The organism is Hominenteromicrobium mulieris (assembly GCF_046197855.1).
GTDB lineage: Bacteria > Bacillota > Clostridia > Oscillospirales > Acutalibacteraceae > Hominenteromicrobium > Hominenteromicrobium mulieris.
Genome location: NZ_CP173188.1, coordinates 378,542 through 395,196, shown reverse-complemented (window position 1 = coordinate 395,196; position 16,655 = coordinate 378,542). Strand labels below are relative to the sequence as shown.

Annotated in this window: 17 protein-coding genes; 5 read left to right on the top strand and 12 right to left on the bottom strand. The window is 53.3% G+C overall.

The window, feature by feature from the left end; genetic code table 11:
• Window positions 1-39: 39 nt before the first annotated feature.
• From ACI0CA_RS01955 to ACI0CA_RS01945, 3 genes are all read left to right on the top strand, one after another.
• Window positions 40-627, top strand: a complete 588-nt coding sequence (locus ACI0CA_RS01955) for a hypothetical protein (RefSeq protein WP_308449263.1) — start codon at window positions 40-42, stop codon at window positions 625-627.
• Between the two features lie 183 nt (window positions 628-810).
• Window positions 811-2,070 carry an HlyC/CorC family transporter gene (locus ACI0CA_RS01950; RefSeq protein WP_308449262.1) on the top strand — a complete coding sequence of 420 codons (1,260 nt, stop codon included), beginning with the start codon at window positions 811-813 and terminating at the stop codon, window positions 2,068-2,070.
• Between the two features lie 200 nt (window positions 2,071-2,270).
• On the top strand, window positions 2,271-3,302 hold the full coding sequence (locus ACI0CA_RS01945) for a sugar-transfer associated ATP-grasp domain-containing protein (RefSeq protein WP_308449261.1): 1,032 nt from the start codon (window positions 2,271-2,273) through the stop codon (window positions 3,300-3,302).
• A 71-nt stretch (window positions 3,303-3,373) separates the two neighbouring features.
• Here the strand turns inward: ACI0CA_RS01945 and ACI0CA_RS01940 are convergent, their stop codons facing one another.
• From ACI0CA_RS01940 to ACI0CA_RS01930, 3 genes are read right to left on the bottom strand one after another with little or no spacing between them, the layout of a single operon-like run.
• Window positions 3,374-3,868, bottom strand: a complete 495-nt coding sequence (locus ACI0CA_RS01940) for a nucleoside deaminase (protein WP_308449260.1) — start codon at window positions 3,866-3,868, stop codon at window positions 3,374-3,376.
• A gap of 8 nt (window positions 3,869-3,876) precedes the next feature.
• Window positions 3,877-5,067, bottom strand: a complete 1,191-nt coding sequence (locus ACI0CA_RS01935) for a type II CAAX prenyl endopeptidase Rce1 family protein (RefSeq protein ID WP_446806583.1) — start codon at window positions 5,065-5,067, stop codon at window positions 3,877-3,879.
• Window positions 5,068-5,069: 2 nt separating this feature from the next.
• Entirely contained in the window at window positions 5,070-5,579 is a 510-nt protein-coding gene (locus ACI0CA_RS01930; protein ID WP_446806584.1) for a hypothetical protein, read from the bottom strand.
• On the opposite strand from ACI0CA_RS01930, the gene ACI0CA_RS01925 reads away from it, so the two are divergent.
• Entirely contained in the window at window positions 5,563-5,676 is a 114-nt protein-coding gene (locus ACI0CA_RS01925) for a hypothetical protein (protein WP_446806585.1), read from the top strand. The genes ACI0CA_RS01930 and ACI0CA_RS01925 overlap by 17 nt on opposite strands.
• 164 nt (window positions 5,677-5,840) lie before the next feature.
• Here the strand turns inward: ACI0CA_RS01925 and htpG are convergent, their stop codons facing one another.
• The 3 genes from htpG to spoIIP form a co-directional block, all read right to left on the bottom strand.
• Window positions 5,841-7,721, bottom strand: a complete 1,881-nt coding sequence (gene htpG, locus ACI0CA_RS01920) for a molecular chaperone HtpG (protein WP_308449257.1) — start codon at window positions 7,719-7,721, stop codon at window positions 5,841-5,843.
• A gap of 378 nt (window positions 7,722-8,099) precedes the next feature.
• The gene (locus tag ACI0CA_RS01915; RefSeq protein WP_417100500.1) at window positions 8,100-8,390 is read right to left on the bottom strand and encodes a hypothetical protein; all 291 of its coding nucleotides are present in this window, start codon (window positions 8,388-8,390) and stop codon (window positions 8,100-8,102) included.
• Between the two features lie 41 nt (window positions 8,391-8,431).
• Window positions 8,432-9,544: a stage II sporulation protein P gene (spoIIP, locus tag ACI0CA_RS01910; RefSeq protein WP_446806586.1), complete on the bottom strand. Its 1,113-nt coding sequence runs from the start codon at window positions 9,542-9,544 to the stop codon at window positions 8,432-8,434.
• Window positions 9,545-9,762: 218 nt separating this feature from the next.
• Here spoIIP and ACI0CA_RS01905 point away from each other — a divergent pair, with 218 nt between their 5' ends.
• Window positions 9,763-11,130: a citrate/2-methylcitrate synthase gene (locus tag ACI0CA_RS01905; RefSeq protein WP_417420325.1), complete on the top strand. Its 1,368-nt coding sequence runs from the start codon at window positions 9,763-9,765 to the stop codon at window positions 11,128-11,130.
• Window positions 11,131-11,379: 249 nt separating this feature from the next.
• Here ACI0CA_RS01905 and ACI0CA_RS01900 read toward each other — a convergent pair whose 3' ends face one another.
• From ACI0CA_RS01900 to ACI0CA_RS01875, 6 genes are all read right to left on the bottom strand, one after another.
• Window positions 11,380-11,760, bottom strand: a complete 381-nt coding sequence (locus tag ACI0CA_RS01900; protein WP_418931769.1) for a hypothetical protein — start codon at window positions 11,758-11,760, stop codon at window positions 11,380-11,382.
• A gap of 107 nt (window positions 11,761-11,867) precedes the next feature.
• A complete protein-coding gene (locus ACI0CA_RS01895; protein WP_412264506.1) occupies window positions 11,868-12,536 on the bottom strand; it encodes an HAD hydrolase-like protein in 669 nt (222 codons plus the stop codon).
• Complete coding sequence (locus ACI0CA_RS01890) at window positions 12,533-13,489, bottom strand: TPM domain-containing protein (RefSeq protein WP_412264504.1); 957 nt, start codon at window positions 13,487-13,489, stop codon at window positions 12,533-12,535. Before ACI0CA_RS01890 ends, ACI0CA_RS01895 begins: the two co-directional genes overlap by 4 nt.
• 32 nt (window positions 13,490-13,521) lie before the next feature.
• Window positions 13,522-14,082: a LemA family protein gene (locus ACI0CA_RS01885; RefSeq protein WP_308449252.1), complete on the bottom strand. Its 561-nt coding sequence runs from the start codon at window positions 14,080-14,082 to the stop codon at window positions 13,522-13,524.
• Window positions 14,083-14,199: 117 nt separating this feature from the next.
• Window positions 14,200-15,354 (bottom strand): toxic anion resistance protein, encoded by a 1,155-nt coding sequence (locus ACI0CA_RS01880; protein WP_176819826.1) that lies wholly within the window; start codon window positions 15,352-15,354, stop codon window positions 14,200-14,202.
• Between the two features lie 47 nt (window positions 15,355-15,401).
• Entirely contained in the window at window positions 15,402-16,649 is a 1,248-nt protein-coding gene (locus ACI0CA_RS01875) for a 5-bromo-4-chloroindolyl phosphate hydrolysis family protein (protein WP_446806587.1), read from the bottom strand.
• Between the last annotated feature and the right edge of the window lie 6 nt (window positions 16,650-16,655).

Genomic DNA, 16,655 nt, shown 5'->3' with positions numbered 1-16,655 from the left:
TCAATAATATTTAATCATAACAAGTGAGTGGTTAAGACAATGAAAAAGCAATTTGCGATCATGTTCTGCCTTTTGGCGATGTTTACATGCCTTGTCGGGTGCTCAACCGGCTCGAAAGCCTCATTCCCCGAAACGTTTATCGGCTCTGTGGGACAGGGGAAAACCGATGCGCTGAAAACGCTCGGTACTACCGAACAGGCGCTCTCCGATTATACCGTTGACGTTTACGGCAAAACCGCCGATGTGCAGCTCTCGTTTGATGCATACCGCGGCGATGAAACCTCCGCCGGCAAGCTCAACTACGCAGAGCTCACCGTACCGTGCACGCCGAATGATGACGGCTTTTCATACATGCGCACCTGCTATGATGAGCTTGAAAAAGCGCTCGGCGGACCGTTCACGACCGACGTGAACATGGACGGCGTTTCCGCCGAAGACGATACCGATACGCTTTTTGCGGCGCTGCAAAAAGATGCAGGCGGCGAAAATGTCTGCGCCTTACAATACCAGTGGCGCGGTCTCGGTAAAAACGAGTCGCTGCTTTACCTTTATTACTATCCGAACGAAAACGGCTCGGCGCGCGTAAAGCTCACGTTTTTGCCGAAAGAGCGTGCACAAATTTCATAAAGCTCTGTAAAAAGGCGCGGAAGTTTTGAAAAGCTCCTGCGCTTTTTGCGTTTTCAAAAAATTTACAGGTTTTCGATTTGCTTTTTTTCGCGTATTGTGGTAATATACGATATTATCATACATGCCAAGCGGCATATGGCTGCGGCAAATTTTTTGTAGGAAAGACAGGTTATTTTTTCTCAGATGGACAGTCACAGTACAGGGTTGATCATAGCGTTGATCGTTCTGATCGTTTTGTCCGCCTATTTCTCCGCCACGGAAACGGCGTTTTCGTCGCTCAACCGTATCCGGCTCAAAAACTTGACCGATAACGGCAACAAGCGCGCAAAGCTCGCCTATAAGCTCGTGGATAATTACGACGAGCTCATCTCTTCCGTTCTGGTGGGAAACAACATCGTCAACATCAGTGCGTCTTCTCTCGCCACCGTTTTGTTTATCAAAGCATTCGGCGACAACGGTCCCACCGTTTCCACCATCGCCATGACGATCATCGTGCTCATTTTCGGCGAGGTCACGCCGAAAAGCATCGCAAAAGAGTCCCCGGAAGCGTTCGCTATGTTTTCCGCGCCCATCATCAACGTGCTCATTTACGTCTTCAAGCCCATTAACGTATGTCTTGTGGGCATCAAAAAGCTGGTGAAAAAATTCGTAAAGGTCTCTAACGATCGTACCATTTCGGAAAGCGAACTGCTCACCATCGTGGAGGAAGCCGAGCACGACGGCGGTATCAATGAAAACGAAAGCGAGCTTATCCACAACGTCATTGAGTTCGACGACCTTGAAGCCATCGATATCATGACGCCGCGCGTAGACGTGGAAGCCGTGGATAAGACGAGCACCGTGCAGGAAGTCGCCGACCTCTTTACGGAAACAGGCTTTTCGCGCCTGCCGGTGTATGAGGAGACGATTGACAGCATCGTCGGCATTATCAATGAGAAAGATTTTCATAACCTCGTGCTGCGCGACGGCAACGCGGTGAAGCAGATCATCAAGCCCGTGGAGTTCATCCCGCCTTCGATGAAAATTTCCGCGCTTTTAAAGCTTTTGCAGCAGAACAAATCGCACCTTGCCGTCATCGTGGATGAGTTCGGCGGCACCGAGGGCATCGTCACGCTGGAAGACATCATCGAAGAGCTTGTCGGCGAGATCTGGGACGAACACGACGAAGTAGTGGAAGCGTTTCAAAAGGTCAGCGACAACGAATACCTTGTCGATTGCTCCACCAACCTTGACGACCTTCTTGAATACTTCCATTTGAAGTCCGATTCCGAAGCCTCCACCATCAACGGTTGGGTCATCGAGCAGCTCGATCGCATCCCCGAAAAGGGCGACTGCTTTGATTTTGAAAACCTGCATGTCGTTGTAGAAGAAACAGAGTACCAGCGTGCCACCCGCGTGCGCATCACTGTGTCCCCGAAAAAGGAAGAGTCCGAAGAAGCATAAAATTCCATAATTCATAAATCGTTCCTAATTGCGCCCCGCTGTTTAACGCAGCGGGGTTTCGCTTTGCAAAAGCATTTGCTAATATTATTTGCAAATCTTTTTCTTTCCTTTTAAACAGGTTTATGCTATAATAAAATCAACAAAAATCATTCTTGTATTTTATTTAAAATTGTAAGAATTTCGTAAGGAGTTTTTAAGAAATGCTGAAGCTGGAGCTTTTACTGCGCCGCATTCGCGGTTTTGACGCAAAGCGCATGATGGTGTATGTTCGCGACGTCAAAAAGGAGACCAAAACGCCCACACCCGTCATCATGGCGGATATGCTGTACTGCATTTTGCGGTATAACGTGGGATTTTACGATTACCACATTTTCGGTTTTGCGCACATCCACGGCGCAAAGGCGAGAAACACATTCTTCACCATGCAGGATAACTGGCGCTTGACCCGCATGGTAAACAGCCCTGAAGACCGCCCCTATTTTGAAAACAAGCTGCTGTTCTGCCGCACGTTTGCGCCGTACCTCGGACGGTCATTTTTAGACCTCAATGAAGCCGGTGAGGACGCGCTTGCCGATTTTCTGCGCCACCACCCCGTGGTGTTTTTAAAAGAGCCGGAAAGCTTCGGCGGTCTGGGGGTCAAACGCTTTGACAGCGCCGGGACCGATTTAAACGACCGAGAGGCCGTGAAAAGGCTGCGCGAAAACTGGGTGCAAAACGGCTTACTGCTCGTGGAGGAAGCCTTACAACAGCACCCGGAAATGAGCGCGCTGTATCCGTATTCGCTCAACACCCTGCGCGTCTGCACCTTAACAGATGACAAAGGCGACGTGCATGTGCTGTACAGCTTTGTGCGCACGGGCCGCCACGGCTCATTTGTAGATAACACCACAAGCGGCGGGCTCAACGCGCTCATCTGCGACGACGGTGTCATCCGCCGCCCCGCTATGTCCGATAAAACCGGCATGTATTTCGACATGCACCCCGATACCTGCACGCCATTCATAAACTTCCGCGTGCCATATTTTGATGAAGCGATTGCGCTGTGCAAAAAAGCCGCGAAGATCCGCCCCGACATGCGGTACGTCGGCTGGGACGTGGGCATCACCCCCACCGGTCCCGTTTTGGTGGAAGGCAACAACCTCCCCGCCTACGACGGGCAGATCTACCACCAGCAGGAGAACCCCGGCACCGGCCTCCGCCCCCTCGTCCGCTCCATCATCCCGGAGTTTTAGTTTACATAATTTTAAAATCATACGCAAAAACCCGCATTGCAGCCGGAAATTCCGTTTGCAATGCGGGTCTTTTATTTTTCGGTTCGTTCCGCGCGTCTGGCTTTGAAGAACCGGCGCAGGATTGCCGTGCATTCTTCACACAGCAATCCTCGGTATAATTCGGGTTTAAAGGCATTTTTGAGCGACGTCACCGACACAGCCGTGCCGCACGCACCCATAGCTTCGTCTTCCGTGCCGAACACAATGCGGTCCACGCGGGCGTTTACCGTCGCGCCCGCACACATGGGACACGGCTCCAGCGTCACATACAGCGTACAGCCGGTCAACCGCCAGGAGCCGAGCACTTTTGCCGCCTGTTCCATCGCTTCCAGCTCCGCATGGCCAAGCACACTCTGATGCTCTTCTCGCCGATTCCGCCCACGCCCGATGACTTTGCCGTCCTTCACAACAACGGCGCCCACCGGCACTTCACCTGCCGAAAAGGCTTCTTCCGCAAGCGAAAGCGCCTCGCGCATGAACTTTTCCTCCGGCACAAACGCGCGGTTTTTCATGGCATTATACGGCATATGTCCCCTTACGAATACAGCGTCACGATACACATTACAACAAACAGCACATAGTAGCAGATGAAACCGGGATTCACGAACATCCACAACGCCTTTCCGCGTACCGGTACGCCGCGCTGCATGGGCGTGCGGAACACCTTATGACCGGTGAAATTGCGGATAAGCAGCACCACAAGCGCAACCAGCCCCAAGCCGTACACGATATACGTCAGCAAATTGCTCGCGATATTGGCCGCATCCGCGCCCACAAGCCCCTCAAGGGCGATGGGCAGCGTCGCAAGCAGGTTATTGAGCATGTGCACGAAAATGTTCACCCAAATGTTGCGGGTACGCACATACAAAAGCGCCATTACAAAGCCCGCCATAAGCACCACGGGCAAGGACTGAATGCTGTAATGCGCCATGCCGAAGATCAGTGCGGAGAAGATCACCGCGGGCCAGTCACCCCAGCGACGCATGACGGCCGTCGTCACGCTGCGAAACGCAAATTCCTCCGTCACCGGCGCGACGAGCACGACCGAAACGAACATCGTCAGCGCCTGCACGGGCGTCATCGCCAAAAGGTCTGCCGTGTTTGCGTCGCCGTTCAGCCCCGCGCCCTCCAAAAGCTGCGAGATGAGGTTTGCGGGAATGTTCATCAAAACACTGACGGCAAGGCCCGCAAAGACGAGCAAAACACTGTTCAGCACACCGTTTTTCTCCACAAGTACCGTGTCCGAGAGCTTTCTTTTCCCAAAGAACAGAAAAAACGAGAACGGCAGCACAATGGATAAGAACGATGCAATGGACGAAATAAGGTAGTACGCCGTCGGCGGAAAGTCGCCAATGGTGTTCGGCCCCATAAAATTCACGCCGCACACCGTTAAAATCAGCGTTGCAAGCGTCGTCCACAAAACCTGTATTGGCAAAGAGGTCATGGTCGCAAACGAAAGGCGGGAGGCCGCGCGGCGCAGCTCCTTTTGCTCCAAACGCGCGGGGTCCGCCCACTTCGGCGGCTGTACGGGTGCGTAATATACGGGCTGCTGCACCGGCTGTGCATAAACGGGCGCGCCGTTACCGCCCTGCGGCGGATATGTATACACCGGCGTCGGGTTCTGCACCGGCGCGGGATTCTGCGGCGCGGTATACACCGGCTGCCCGTTATAAAGCGGCTGCGTCACCGGCTGCCCAGCGGGCGTGTAGTTCCGGTTATCGTTCATGCTCATTCATCCTTTCCCTTTTTGGTTTTCCCGTTTTTTTCGGGCTTTTTCACGTGAAAACGGATCATCAGCTTTTCCACCCAGCCCTTTTTGTACTTGAGGGAAATGTAGCCGATGGTGCTCATCACCAGTGCGCCGATGGCGTCCACGATGATGTCCTTCATCGTGTCCTGCAAGGCTGCCTGCCCAATAAGCGCCGTGCCGTTATCCAGCATATATTTCTGCATGTTGGTGCCGAAAACGGAATCCATCGTGAATTCATAAATTTCCCACACCGCGCCCATCGCAAGCGCAAAGCAAAACGCAAATACGGCGATGAACACCGGTGAAAGATTCAACGGTATGCGCTCTGCATTGTTGAAAATCGCAATCATGGAAAAGCCAAGCGCACCCAGCATTGCACCGCTCATCGTGTGCAGAATCGTGTCCCAGTGCGGTACGGCGTAGTAAAAGCTTCGCACCTCGCCGAGGAAGATCGCGCAGTACAAAAACGCAATGTACAAAACCAGCATCACGCGCGGAATCTGCAGAGTTTTCTGCCGGATGAGCCGCAGCGGCAGCACAATGGCGGCAATGCCCAAAAGGCACTGCAAAAGCATCAGCACATAGTCTTCGCGGCTGCGCACTTCCTCCGTCCCGCCGTACGACACAATACGTACTACAAGGTAGCCAAGCGGCAGAATAAAGCTCAGCAGCACCGCCATGATGAACATGCCGGTAAAGTCCCGTTTTCTTTTCGGCTTCATAGCCCGTCCTCCTAATGGGGGTATTTTTTACTGTGCAAGCAGCTCCGCGACGTTGTTTGCGTAAGCGACCGGGTCTTCAATGGAGCGGCCCTCAATAAGCAGCGCCTGATCGTACAGCACTTCGGTGTACTTTTTCAGCTTGTCTTCGTCGTTTTCAAAGCGGCGCAGCACCTCAAACACCGGGTGTTCGGTGTTGAGCTCAAATATCTGCTCGGCTTTCACCTTCTGCTCCGCGCCCGGCATGGAGTTTAGCACCTTCTCCATCTCCATGGAGATCGCGCCGTCCGTCGTGATGCACACGGGGTGATTTTTAAGTGTCGTCGAAACGCGCACGTCCTTTACACGCTCGCCGAGAATCGTCTTCATCTTCTCAAGCAGAGCCTTGTTTTCCTCCGCCTGCTTTTCGGCAGCCTGCTTTTCTTCTTCGGTCTGCACGCGTGCGTCTTCCGCCGCAACGTTCTTGAAGCTCTTGCCTTCGTACTCCTGCAACACCATCAGCGCGAACTCGTCCACATCGTCCGTAAGGTACAGTACCTCGTAGCCGCGGTCAAGCACGGCTTCGGTCTGCGGCAGATGCGCAATGCGCTCCGGGGTCTCGCCCGCCGCGTAGTAAATGCAGGTCTGGTCCTCCTTCATGTCCTGAACGTACTCTTTCAGCGTGCGCATCTTGCCTGTGGAGGAGCGGAACAGCACAAGATCCTTGAGCTTATCCTTGTTGATGCCGTAGTTCTCGTACATGCCGAATTTGAGTCTCAAACCGAAACTCTCAAAGAACTTCTCGTAGTTCTCTCTGTCGTGCTCCAGCATGGATTTAAGCTCCGACGCAATCTTCTTCTCAATGCGCGTCGCGATAAGTTTTAACTGACGGTCGTGCTGCAGCATTTCACGGGAGATATTCAGCGACAGATCCTGCGAATCGACAAGGCCCTTCACAAAGCCGAAGTAATCCGGCAGCAGGTCTGCGCACTTTTCCATAATGAGCACGCCGGAAGCATACAGCTGCAAACCCTTTTCGTAGTCTCTCGAATAATAATCCATCGGCGCTTTTGCAGGGATAAACAGCAATGCGTTATACGTCGCTGTACCCTCTGCGGAAGTATGGATAACCTTCAGCGGGTCCTGCCAATCGTAGAACTTCTCCTTATAGAAGCTGTTGTATTCTTCTGCCGTGATCTCGTTTTTATTCTTCTTCCACAGCGGCACCATGCTGTTGAGGGTCTCCACCTCAAAGTAGTGCTCATATTCGTTCTCCGCACCCTCCTTCGCACGGGTCTTTTCGACCTCCATGCGGATGGGGTAGCGGATATAATCGGAATACTTCTTCACGAGCGAACGAATGCGGTATGTATCGAGGAACTCGCTGTACTTTTCTTCCTCGGTGTCCTCTTTGATATGCAAAATGATCTCGGTGCCGTGGTCGGCCTTTTCGCACTCGCGGATGGTATAGCCGTCCGCGCCGTCGGACTCCCAGCAATACGCCTGCTCTGCGCCGTACGCCTTGGATTCCACGCGCACGTGGTCGCTGACCATAAACGCGGAATAGAAACCCACACCGAACTGACCGATGATGTCGATATCCTCGTTCTTTTCGTTTTCAGACTTGAATTTCAGCGAGCCGCTCTTTGCGATGACGCCGAGGTTCTGGTCAAGCTCCTCCTGCGTCATGCCGATGCCGTTATCGCGGATACGCAGCGTGCGGCTGTCCTTATCCGCCGCAAGGAAGATCTGGAAGTCGTCACGATTGAGTCCCGTAGCGCCGTCCGCCAGGGATTTATAATAAAGTTTATCGATTGCGTCGCTCGCGTTGGAGATCAGCTCGCGCAGAAAAATCTCCTTATGGGTATAAATAGAGTTGATCATGAGATCAAGAAGTCTTTTAGACTCCGCTTTAAACTGTTTTTTTGCCATGCAAATTCTACCTCTTTTTCATTTTGGGCATCAAAATCGCGCATTCATCCGCCCGCGTTCTCTTTCTAACAACTATACTATACATTTGTTAAAAAATCACGAACAATTTTAATTTGGTTAAAAAAAAGAACGGTTTAAATTTAAATTTCGCATGGATTATTTTTTCTAAAGGCAGCAATGCCGCCTTTTAAGAACCCCCTTGATAGGGTTTCTTACGAAAAATCGTCCACCGGACGATTTTTCTATTTTCCTGATCTTTGGGTAGGCAAAAGGATTTCGCCATTTGCGAATGGCGACTCAAGGCTCTGCCTTGATGAATCCAAGCGAACGCTTATGTTCGCTTTCAAGTTTTCTCGAAGAAAACTTGACTAAAGACTTTTAACCATGCTCGCCGTTAGAACTCTGCGGCAAACAAAAGAACTTTTCAAAGAACCGCCACACCTTCACTGCCCCGGTCACGGGGATTCTCGCGTCCAGCTCAAACGCGTTGATTTTCAAAAATGCCTTACCGTCCGCCTGATACAGCATTTCCGTCGGCGGGGCGTTGTCATTAAAGCTCAACCGTCTTCCCTCGGCGTCCACCATCAGCATACCGAACACGAACAGCAGCACCAGCACGGTGCAGAAAAACGACATCAAAAACGCGCGGGAACATACACATTTGCGCATGCAAAGCACCTCCGCATGCAGTATGCCCCGTCCGTTTTCCGCTATTCCTCCGCTATGTCGTTTAAAACCGCCAGAATCGTCTCGCCCAGCAGCTCCCCGGCGTAGTCCGCCTCCCTTTGCGTATTCACCTCTGTGCCGACCTCCACCAAAAGCGAGCCGTGCGTGGCGTGCATATTGTAGTTTCTCTGCGCGAAAAACAGCGGTCGAAACAGCCCCGGATATAATAAATCGCCTTTTTGCTGCAAGCGCAAGGCCAAATGCAGGTTTTCCCGCCAATCCGGGAACAACGGGTCTTCCGAAAGGTCACACCCTGCCATAATCATGATCTGCGCGGCATTCTCCCCGTTTACCTCCGCCACGGGCTTATACCGTGTGCCGTCGTCCTCCTCACCGAACGCGTCTCTGTGCACATCCACGGTGATCTGTATCGTGGGGTATTTCAGCAAATTTTCCTGCATCGCATCCATTGAGCGCTGGTAGCTGCCGGAATACGTCTCGTCAAACCTTGTCGTGTCGTGGATCACGCCAAACCCGCCCGCTTCTATCACGTCTTTCGCCCTTTTTGCCACCGCCACAACGCTTTTTTCTTCTTCCTCCGTGCGAAAGCTCTCGTCGCGGTAATACCAGTCCGATTCATACTGTAAGTACGCTTCTGACGTATGCGTGGAGTAAAACAGCACCACCGGCGAGCCGTCGCGCTTCACGCGCACATCGGGGTCAATTAAAATTTCTTCCGATAAATCAAGCCCCGAGTCCGAAGTATCCTTCACAAAAAAGCCGTTTATCTCTTCTCCTCCGCCCATAAAGGTCGCGGCGACCGCTGCCGTTTCACGCTCCGGGTCAGGTGTCGGCGCCGGCAGTACGGGCAGCTCCGTGTCTGTTTTCTCCTGTACGGGCACAGGTGTCGCCGTGGGGAGCGATGTTGCTTCCGGCTCCGTTTCTTTTACAGTCTCCTTTTGGGGCGCAGGCGATGCTTCCGCTTGCGGCACTTCTTGGCTTGTTGCCGCCTGTAAGCCCGCCGCCCTAAGCGCCCACGCCGCGCCGTTTTCCTTTACAACCGGCCATAAATTATCCCCCATGCACCAAAGTGACACGGCCGCCGCCAGCACCGCGCAAATTCTGTATCCGATTTTTCCGATCCGTTCCTTTCGCATCGCACTGCCTCCATTTGTGTGGCATATCCGTCTTATCATGCTTATGATACGGCATACAAAATTATGCACATGTACACGGTTCGGACGCGGAAAATTCACAAATTCGACATTTTCACACAGCACCAATATGCTATAATAAAATATATCATTCCTAAGTTTTGAACGATTTTAAAAAACTCGCAGAACCCCAAACGGAAAACGAAGAAAGGATGGACTGCATGGCAAGATCCGTATACTCAGAAATCACCCCCGAAATGGAAGCCCTCGCCGATCTTTGCGTGAAAAACGGTAAGATTGACCCGGAGCTCTATGCAAAATACGACGTAAAGCGCGGCCTGCGCGACATTAACGGCAACGGCGTTCTGACCGGCCTTACCGATATTTCGGAGATCCGCTCCAGCCGCATGGAAAACGGCGTGAAAATCCCCTGCGAAGGGCAGCTTTTCTACCGCGGTTACAGCATTGAAGATCTTGTCCGCAGCATGCCGAGCGACCACAGCTTCGGCTTTGAAGTGACCGCCTACCTGCTCCTTTTCGGCGAACTGCCGAATAAAGAACAGCTTGACGGGTTCATCAAACAGCTTTCGTTCTACCGCACATTACCCACAAATTTCGTGCGCGACATCATCATGAAAGCGCCGAGCGGCGACATGATGAACACCCTCGCCCGCAGCGTGCTGACGATGTATTCCTATGACGACGCCCCGGACGACATCTCCATCCCGAACGTGCTGCGCCAGTGCATTCAGCTCATCGCCATTTTTCCGCTTCTTTCCGTCTACGGCTATCAGGCGTATCGCCACTATCACGACGGCAAAAGCCTTTACATTCACCAGCCGAAGCCGGAGCTTACCACCGCCGAAAATATTCTGCGTATTCTGCGTTCCGATAAACAGTTCACCCCGCTGGAAGCCAAGGTGCTCGACATCGCGCTTATGCTGCACGCAGAGCACGGCGGCGGCAACAACTCCACGTTCACAACACATGTCGTGTCGTCCTCCGGCACGGATACGTATTCCGCCATTGCCGCAGCACTCGGCTCTTTAAAAGGCCCAAAGCACGGCGGCGCGAACATCAAGGTCGTACGCATGTTTCGTGACATGAAGGAGCAGGTCAAAGACTGGACGAACGAGAATGAAATCTGCGATTACCTCACCCGCCTGCTTGATAAAAAAGCATTCGATAACGCCGGGCTCATCTACGGCATGGGCCACGCCGTGTATTCCGTCTCCGACCCCAGAGCACGCATCATGGAGCGCTTTGCAGAGGGCCTTTCCAAAGAAAAAGGCCGTGAGGACGAGTACGGACTATACATGCGCGTCGCACGGCTCGCGCCGCAGGTCATCGCCGAAAAGCGCCGCATCTATAAAGGCGTCTCCGCAAACGTAGACTTTTACAGCGGCTTCATTTACAGCATGCTCGATTTGCCGATGGAGCTGTATACACCCATTTTCGCCTGCGCCAGGATCGCCGGCTGGAGCGCCCACCGCATCGAAGAGCTCATCAATGCCGGTAAAATCATCCGCCCGGCGTATAAAGCCATCCACCCCGAGCGCGCGTTTCCGGGTATGGAAAGCGAAACCTAAATCTCCCGGCAACCATAGCGAAGCGACGAATAAAATTTCGTCCACCTTTTCAAAGGTGGTGGTTTCCAAAGGCAAAGCCTTTGGTCGCTTTCCGCAGAAAACGAAACCCTTTTGCCTACCATAAATCAGGAAGATAGGCGGAAACTTCCAGTGGACGTTTCCGCCGTAAGAAACCCTATCAAGGGGTTTCTTGAAGAACTCGCCGCGCGAGTTCTTCAAAATAGAACATAGTATTAAAGCGCACAGCCCTCAAGCTGCGCGCTTTTTTCTTACAAAAACTACGATTAAAGCAATCACCAGACCCGCCGGTATAACCACCCAAACGGGAACCGTCACCGTCTGCGGCGAGCTCATCACCGTGACGACATATTCCGGCATCTCACTTTCTCTTTCCGCGTTGCCGGAGGACGGAAAGCTCATGCAGATCAAGCGGCTATTCGCGCCGTTTTTCAGCTCACTGCCAAGCAGCACCTCCGTTTGCAGGTCTTTCGGCATGACCGTCACCGCATGTTCACCGCCCCACAAATCATCGGACGTTTTCCGCGTGTACTCCACGCCATCTTGCGGGCTGAAAGGATTGAGATAGTCGTTCACGGCCACGGTGATCTCATCGTCTTTCGTAACGGACACATTATTCAGCTGCAGAATGAGCACCGTGCGGTAATTTTCTTCCCCGCAAAGTCATTTTATTCTTCTTAACTACATTCTATCAAAAACGAACGGAGTGTCAACGGATTTCAATTCTCGGCTTCCGTCACAAGCTTCATCAGCAATGTTTTCAGTTCTTTCGTGGTCTCCACGGTGTAATCCGCGCCCGCTTCTTCCAGCTCGCCGGGTTCCGCAAAACCGAAATACACGCCAACGCCCGGCACGCCGCAATTTTTCGCGCCGATCATATCAAAGCTTCGGTCGCCGACCATGAAAAACGTATTGTTTTCCTTTCCGCCCGCGCGGCGCATAGCCTCCTGCATCACTTCGGTCTTATCCGTCATGGAGCCATCGAGATTCGCGCCGACAATCTGGTCGAACAGCTCAAAGATCCCGTTTTGCTTCAAGATCTTCTCCGTGAACACCGTCGGTTTTGAGGTGGAAACGCTCAATTTCACACCTACACCTTTCAGCGCCTCCAACAGTTCTTTCATGCCGGGGTACAGGCGGTTTTCGTACACGCCTTTCTCCTTATAGCGCACGCGGTAGCGGTCCACCGCCTCAAACGCCTGCTCTTTGGAAAAGCCGTAGAATTCCATAAAGGATTCATGCAGCGGTGGGCCGATGAACTTTTTCAGCGTCTCCATCGGCTGGTTCGGATAGCCGTAGCTGTCGAGCGCAAACTGCGTGCTTTTTGTGATACCCTCGCTGTTATCGACAAGGGTGCCGTCTAAATCAAACAAAACCCAAATACTCATCTTCTTCTGCCTGCACCTCCGCCATGCGTGGAACCTCCGCCTGCGCGCGGTGCACCGCCGCCCGAACGGCCGCTGCCAAAGCCGCCGGAGCGTCCGCCACCGGGACGGGGACCGCCCGAGGGACGCGAGCCGCTAAATCCACCCGGTCTCGGGCCGCCGAATCCGGGACCGCGCGGCGGACGGGGTCCGCGCCAGAAGCCGCCCATCGGAGGCGGCGGGGGCGGCGCGCCCCAACCTCTGCGGTAATACCGTCTGCGCGGACGCAGCACGCTCAGCGCAATAATCAAAATGACGAACAGGACCACAAAGAAGAACCGCCAGACCCGCGAGAAGAAGCGCTGGAATCCGTATAAAATTCCGCCGGATGTATTATTATTCGCATAATTATAATTAGTGTTCGCATTCGCGTTGTTTGTTGTACCCGTGAAATACGAGACATTGTAGTGGTCTTCCAAAATCTCCACCGCGCGGGCGTAGACCTTTTTCACGCCGCTGTCGTAATCTTTCGCGGCAAAATCGTCCTCAAGGTAGTCATACAGCATCGCGTCCAGCACGCCGCCGGTAAAAACATCGGTCAGCCCCGCGCCCGGCTCGGCGTAGTAATCCTCCGCACCGATGGAAAGCAGAATCAAGAGACCGTTATTCGCTTTCTTGTCACCGATGCCCCACTTGTTAAAGAGGTCATACGCATAATCGGCAATGTCCTCGCCGTCGGTGAAATCCACGGTCGCCACCACGACCTCCGCGCCGCAGGCTTCGGCAAGTGCGCTGCCCGTGCGCTCAATATAGCTTTCCGTCGAGGGCGAAAGCACATTCGCGCCGTCATACACATAGCCCGTCGGGGCATCCGGCAACGTCACGGCAAACGCCGGCACCGCCATAAGTACGAGCACCAGCACCGTAAGCAGCACAGCGCCCGTCTTTTTCAAAACAGGATGTACGGTCTTTGTCATAAGCATTTCCTTTCCCTGTCCGTTTCAAACTTTTACGCGAACAGCTCCACGTCGCCGATGCCCACCAGCTTCGCCAGTGCATACGCAGGCGAATTGTGCAGCGCATCGTTGAATGCGGCGGCTTTATCGTTGTAATCGTCGCGCATCAGATAATCCAAGTCGGAATTGTAGTTCGACATCAGCGATTCGCGGTACGTTGCGTCCTCCTCATTCATGTCGATATTCTTGATCTGGCGATACATCGCCTTCACCGCCGTCGTCAGGTCGTTTAAAGCCGCGTACTTGTCCGCCGGGCGCTCGGCCTTTTTCACCGCGTTCTGCGCCGTGCGCACGGCATCTACAAGCGTCAAATCCGTCTCGCTGTATTTTTCCGCGATCGTCACCAGATTCGATGCTTCGGAAACCATCATCGAGACCTGGTCCAAAACGCCGTACACGTCGTCGGAGCCGTAGTATTCCGCCGTCACATTGTTGCGCTCGCGCGACAAAGATATACACGCGCCGACTGGGATCGCCGCCAAAATTAACACCACCATCGCAATGACCGCCGAAACACGGCCCACGGCTTTTACGCCATCGTTTTTCTTTTTCATAAAAATTTCCTTTCCGCTTTTTCTGTCTACATGCAAATTCATGACACGCAAATTTAAAGTCTATAAACGCACAGCCGGGCAGCACTGCAAGCACAACCCGGCCGGTGTTCTCTTTATTTACGCGCGAATGTCTAAAAGCTTCTGCTTCAGCTCGTTTTCCAAACGGCCGAGCTCCTGCTCCGCTTCGCGGCGGCGGGTCTTGCCCTCTTCCTGAATTTTCACAACTTCATCGAGTGTCGAGATGAGCGACTGGTTTGTCTGGCGCAGCGTCTCCATGTCAACAATGCCGCGCTCGGATTCGCGCGCCGTCTCAATGGTGCTCATCTTCAGCTTCTCTGCGTTCTTGCGCAGCAGCTCGTTCGTCATATCGGTCACTTCACGCTGTGCGCGCACCGCATCTGCAGAGTGCGCCACGCCAAGCGCCAATACCATCTGGCTCTTCCAAAGCGGAATGGTGTTCACAATGGTGGACTGAATTTTCTCCGCCATCAAACGGTCGTTGTTCTGCACAAGACGAATTTGCGGCGACATCTGCACGGAAACCATGCGGGTCAGCTCGAGGTCATGCAGCTTCTTTTCAAAGCTGTCGCACTGCTGTGCAAAGTCGTTTGCCGCCTGCGCGTCCTCCGGCAGGCCGGAGCGCTGTGCTTTTGCTTTCAGCTCTTCCAGCGTCGTTTCGCGCTCTCTTTTCAGGCGCTTTTTGCCCGCCAGAATGTACATGGAAAGCTCTTTGTGGTACGCAAGGTTCGTTTCGTACAGCTTATCGAGCATCACGATGTCCTTCATCAGCTGCACCTGGTGGCCCTCAAGGGAAGACGCAATCTTATTCACGTTCACTTCGGCCTTGTCGTAACGTGCCTTCATGCCATCGAGGCGGTTTGCCTGCTTTTTAAAGAAGCCGAGAAAGCCCTTTTCCTCTTCGCCCGCATCAAAGCTTTTCAGCTCTACAACAAGGTTCGCGATCTCGTCGCCCACTTCACCGAGGTCCTTCGTGCGCACATTTGCAAGCGCCGTGTCGGAGAAGTTTGCAATTTTCTTCTGTGCGCCGGAGCCATACTGCATCACGAGCGCAGAGCTTGTAATGTCAATTTTTTCCGCAAAGTCGTCTACGACCTTCTGTTCTTCGGGCGTAAGCTGCACTTCGGGCTGTTCCTCTTCTTTTTTCTCAGGGGCTACGGGCTTTTCTTCCTCCACGCCGTCCAGCGTCAGGGTGGGAATACCGGGTGCAGGGGTCTCCAGCTCGGGCTCTAAGGTCAATTTCACGTCGCTCATGTTGTTCGTCCTCCTTATATTCACCGTGTGCGTCACACGGTCAAAAATCACTTTGTCTGTGTTTTGCTTGTGTCGTTCGGGTCAAGGCCCGGCATTTTCATGTCTTCGCCGGAAAGGCCCTCCTGCTTCAAAATGGATTCCATCACGCTGATGTCCGCCGCAATGTCCAGCGCATCGTCATCAAACAGGCTATCCAGCTGCTTTTCAAACGCGCCTGCGATCGTCTCCATCATGCCTTCAATCTCAAACATCGTCTTTTGAATGTTTTCGCCCTTCACTCTCTGGCGGCTCAGCTTATCATAGCTGTTCAGAAGCTTCAGCGTTGTCGGCAGATAGTAGTTCATAAACCGGCGGATCTCCGCTGCTTTTTCGGGGTGCTCCGCGATATACGCAAAAATATCGGCAGAAGCCACTTCCATGCGGTCGATGCGCTTTGTCATCACCTCGTCCGGGATGCGGATGTTCACGTCGCGCAGCTCATGCAGATATTTGTAGCCTTCCTCAATGATCTTGTCCACCTCGGGATCGCCGGTGGAGACCTTTTTCTGCGGCTCCGCTTTCGGCTCCGGCTTCTTTTCGGGCTCGGGCTTTTTCTCCGGCTGTACGGATTCCGCCGGCACATAATACTTTTTGCCCTTGAAAATTTTGCCGCCGATGAAAAACGCCGCTGCACCCACCACAACAAACGTGATGAGGTCCTGCCAGCGGTAAAGCGGGCCGTTCAGCGCATACAGCATACACACGATGCCCGTCAGCCAATAGCGGCCGTTTGAGGGCTTGTACTTTTCGATCATGTCCTGCTTGCGCGGCGCTTTTTTCGGCTGCTGCACGGGCACACCGTTCTGCGAAACGGTATTTCGCGGCACTGTGCCGCGCGGCGGATTATACGGTCCGCCGGGCACGCTGCTCGGAGCCTGATTCGGGTTTGTATTCGGGCGCTTGTAATTCGAGTACGCCGTCTGCGTGTAGGAATAGTGGTACGTACCGTCCGGATTCTGCCCCTGCGGCGACTGATAATTTGTCCGCGCGTTCGTGTTAAACTTGCGGTTTACGGTCTCCGCCACACGGTTCACTTCGTTTACAACGCCGTTCACCGCACCCTGCACCTCGCGGGAAATCTTCTCCCCGTCGAGGTTATTCACGCTCTCCGCCACCTTGTCGCCCACCTTGTGGATAACGCGGTACGTCGCGGAGTTTTCAAACTCGTTTTGGAGCGGGTTCGTGTAATTCGCGCCGTTCGGCGTATTCGCGTTTCTGTTTTGTTCGTTCGGATTTTGTGTGTTCGTTTTTGGCACCGCCTT

Coding starts and splice junctions, on each gene's coding strand:
- ACI0CA_RS01945 (WP_308449261.1), top strand. CDS start 2,271: ATGCTGAAGCTGGAGCTTTTACTGCGCCGCATTCGCGGTTTTGACGCA.
- ACI0CA_RS01950 (WP_308449262.1), top strand. CDS start 811: ATGGACAGTCACAGTACAGGGTTGATCATAGCGTTGATCGTTCTGATC.
- ACI0CA_RS01885 (WP_308449252.1), bottom strand. CDS start 14,082: ATGAAAAAGAAAAACGATGGCGTAAAAGCCGTGGGCCGTGTTTCGGCG.
- ACI0CA_RS01895 (WP_412264506.1), bottom strand. CDS start 12,536: ATGAGTATTTGGGTTTTGTTTGATTTAGACGGCACCCTTGTCGATAAC.
- ACI0CA_RS01925 (WP_446806585.1), top strand. CDS start 5,563: ATGTACAAAACCAGCATCACGCGCGGAATCTGCAGAGTTTTCTGCCGG.
- htpG (WP_308449257.1), bottom strand. CDS start 7,721: ATGGCAAAAAAACAGTTTAAAGCGGAGTCTAAAAGACTTCTTGATCTC.
- ACI0CA_RS01915 (WP_417100500.1), bottom strand. CDS start 8,390: ATGCGCAAATGTGTATGTTCCCGCGCGTTTTTGATGTCGTTTTTCTGC.
- ACI0CA_RS01880 (WP_176819826.1), bottom strand. CDS start 15,354: ATGAGCGACGTGAAATTGACCTTAGAGCCCGAGCTGGAGACCCCTGCA.
- ACI0CA_RS01955 (WP_308449263.1), top strand. CDS start 40: ATGAAAAAGCAATTTGCGATCATGTTCTGCCTTTTGGCGATGTTTACA.
- ACI0CA_RS01905 (WP_417420325.1), top strand. CDS start 9,763: ATGGCAAGATCCGTATACTCAGAAATCACCCCCGAAATGGAAGCCCTC.
- ACI0CA_RS01930 (WP_446806584.1), bottom strand. CDS start 5,579: ATGCTGGTTTTGTACATTGCGTTTTTGTACTGCGCGATCTTCCTCGGC.
- ACI0CA_RS01940 (WP_308449260.1), bottom strand. CDS start 3,868: ATGCCGTATAATGCCATGAAAAACCGCGCGTTTGTGCCGGAGGAAAAG.
- spoIIP (WP_446806586.1), bottom strand. CDS start 9,544: ATGCGAAAGGAACGGATCGGAAAAATCGGATACAGAATTTGCGCGGTG.
- ACI0CA_RS01935 (WP_446806583.1), bottom strand. CDS start 5,067: ATGAACGATAACCGGAACTACACGCCCGCTGGGCAGCCGGTGACGCAG.
- ACI0CA_RS01890 (WP_412264504.1), bottom strand. CDS start 13,489: ATGACAAAGACCGTACATCCTGTTTTGAAAAAGACGGGCGCTGTGCTG.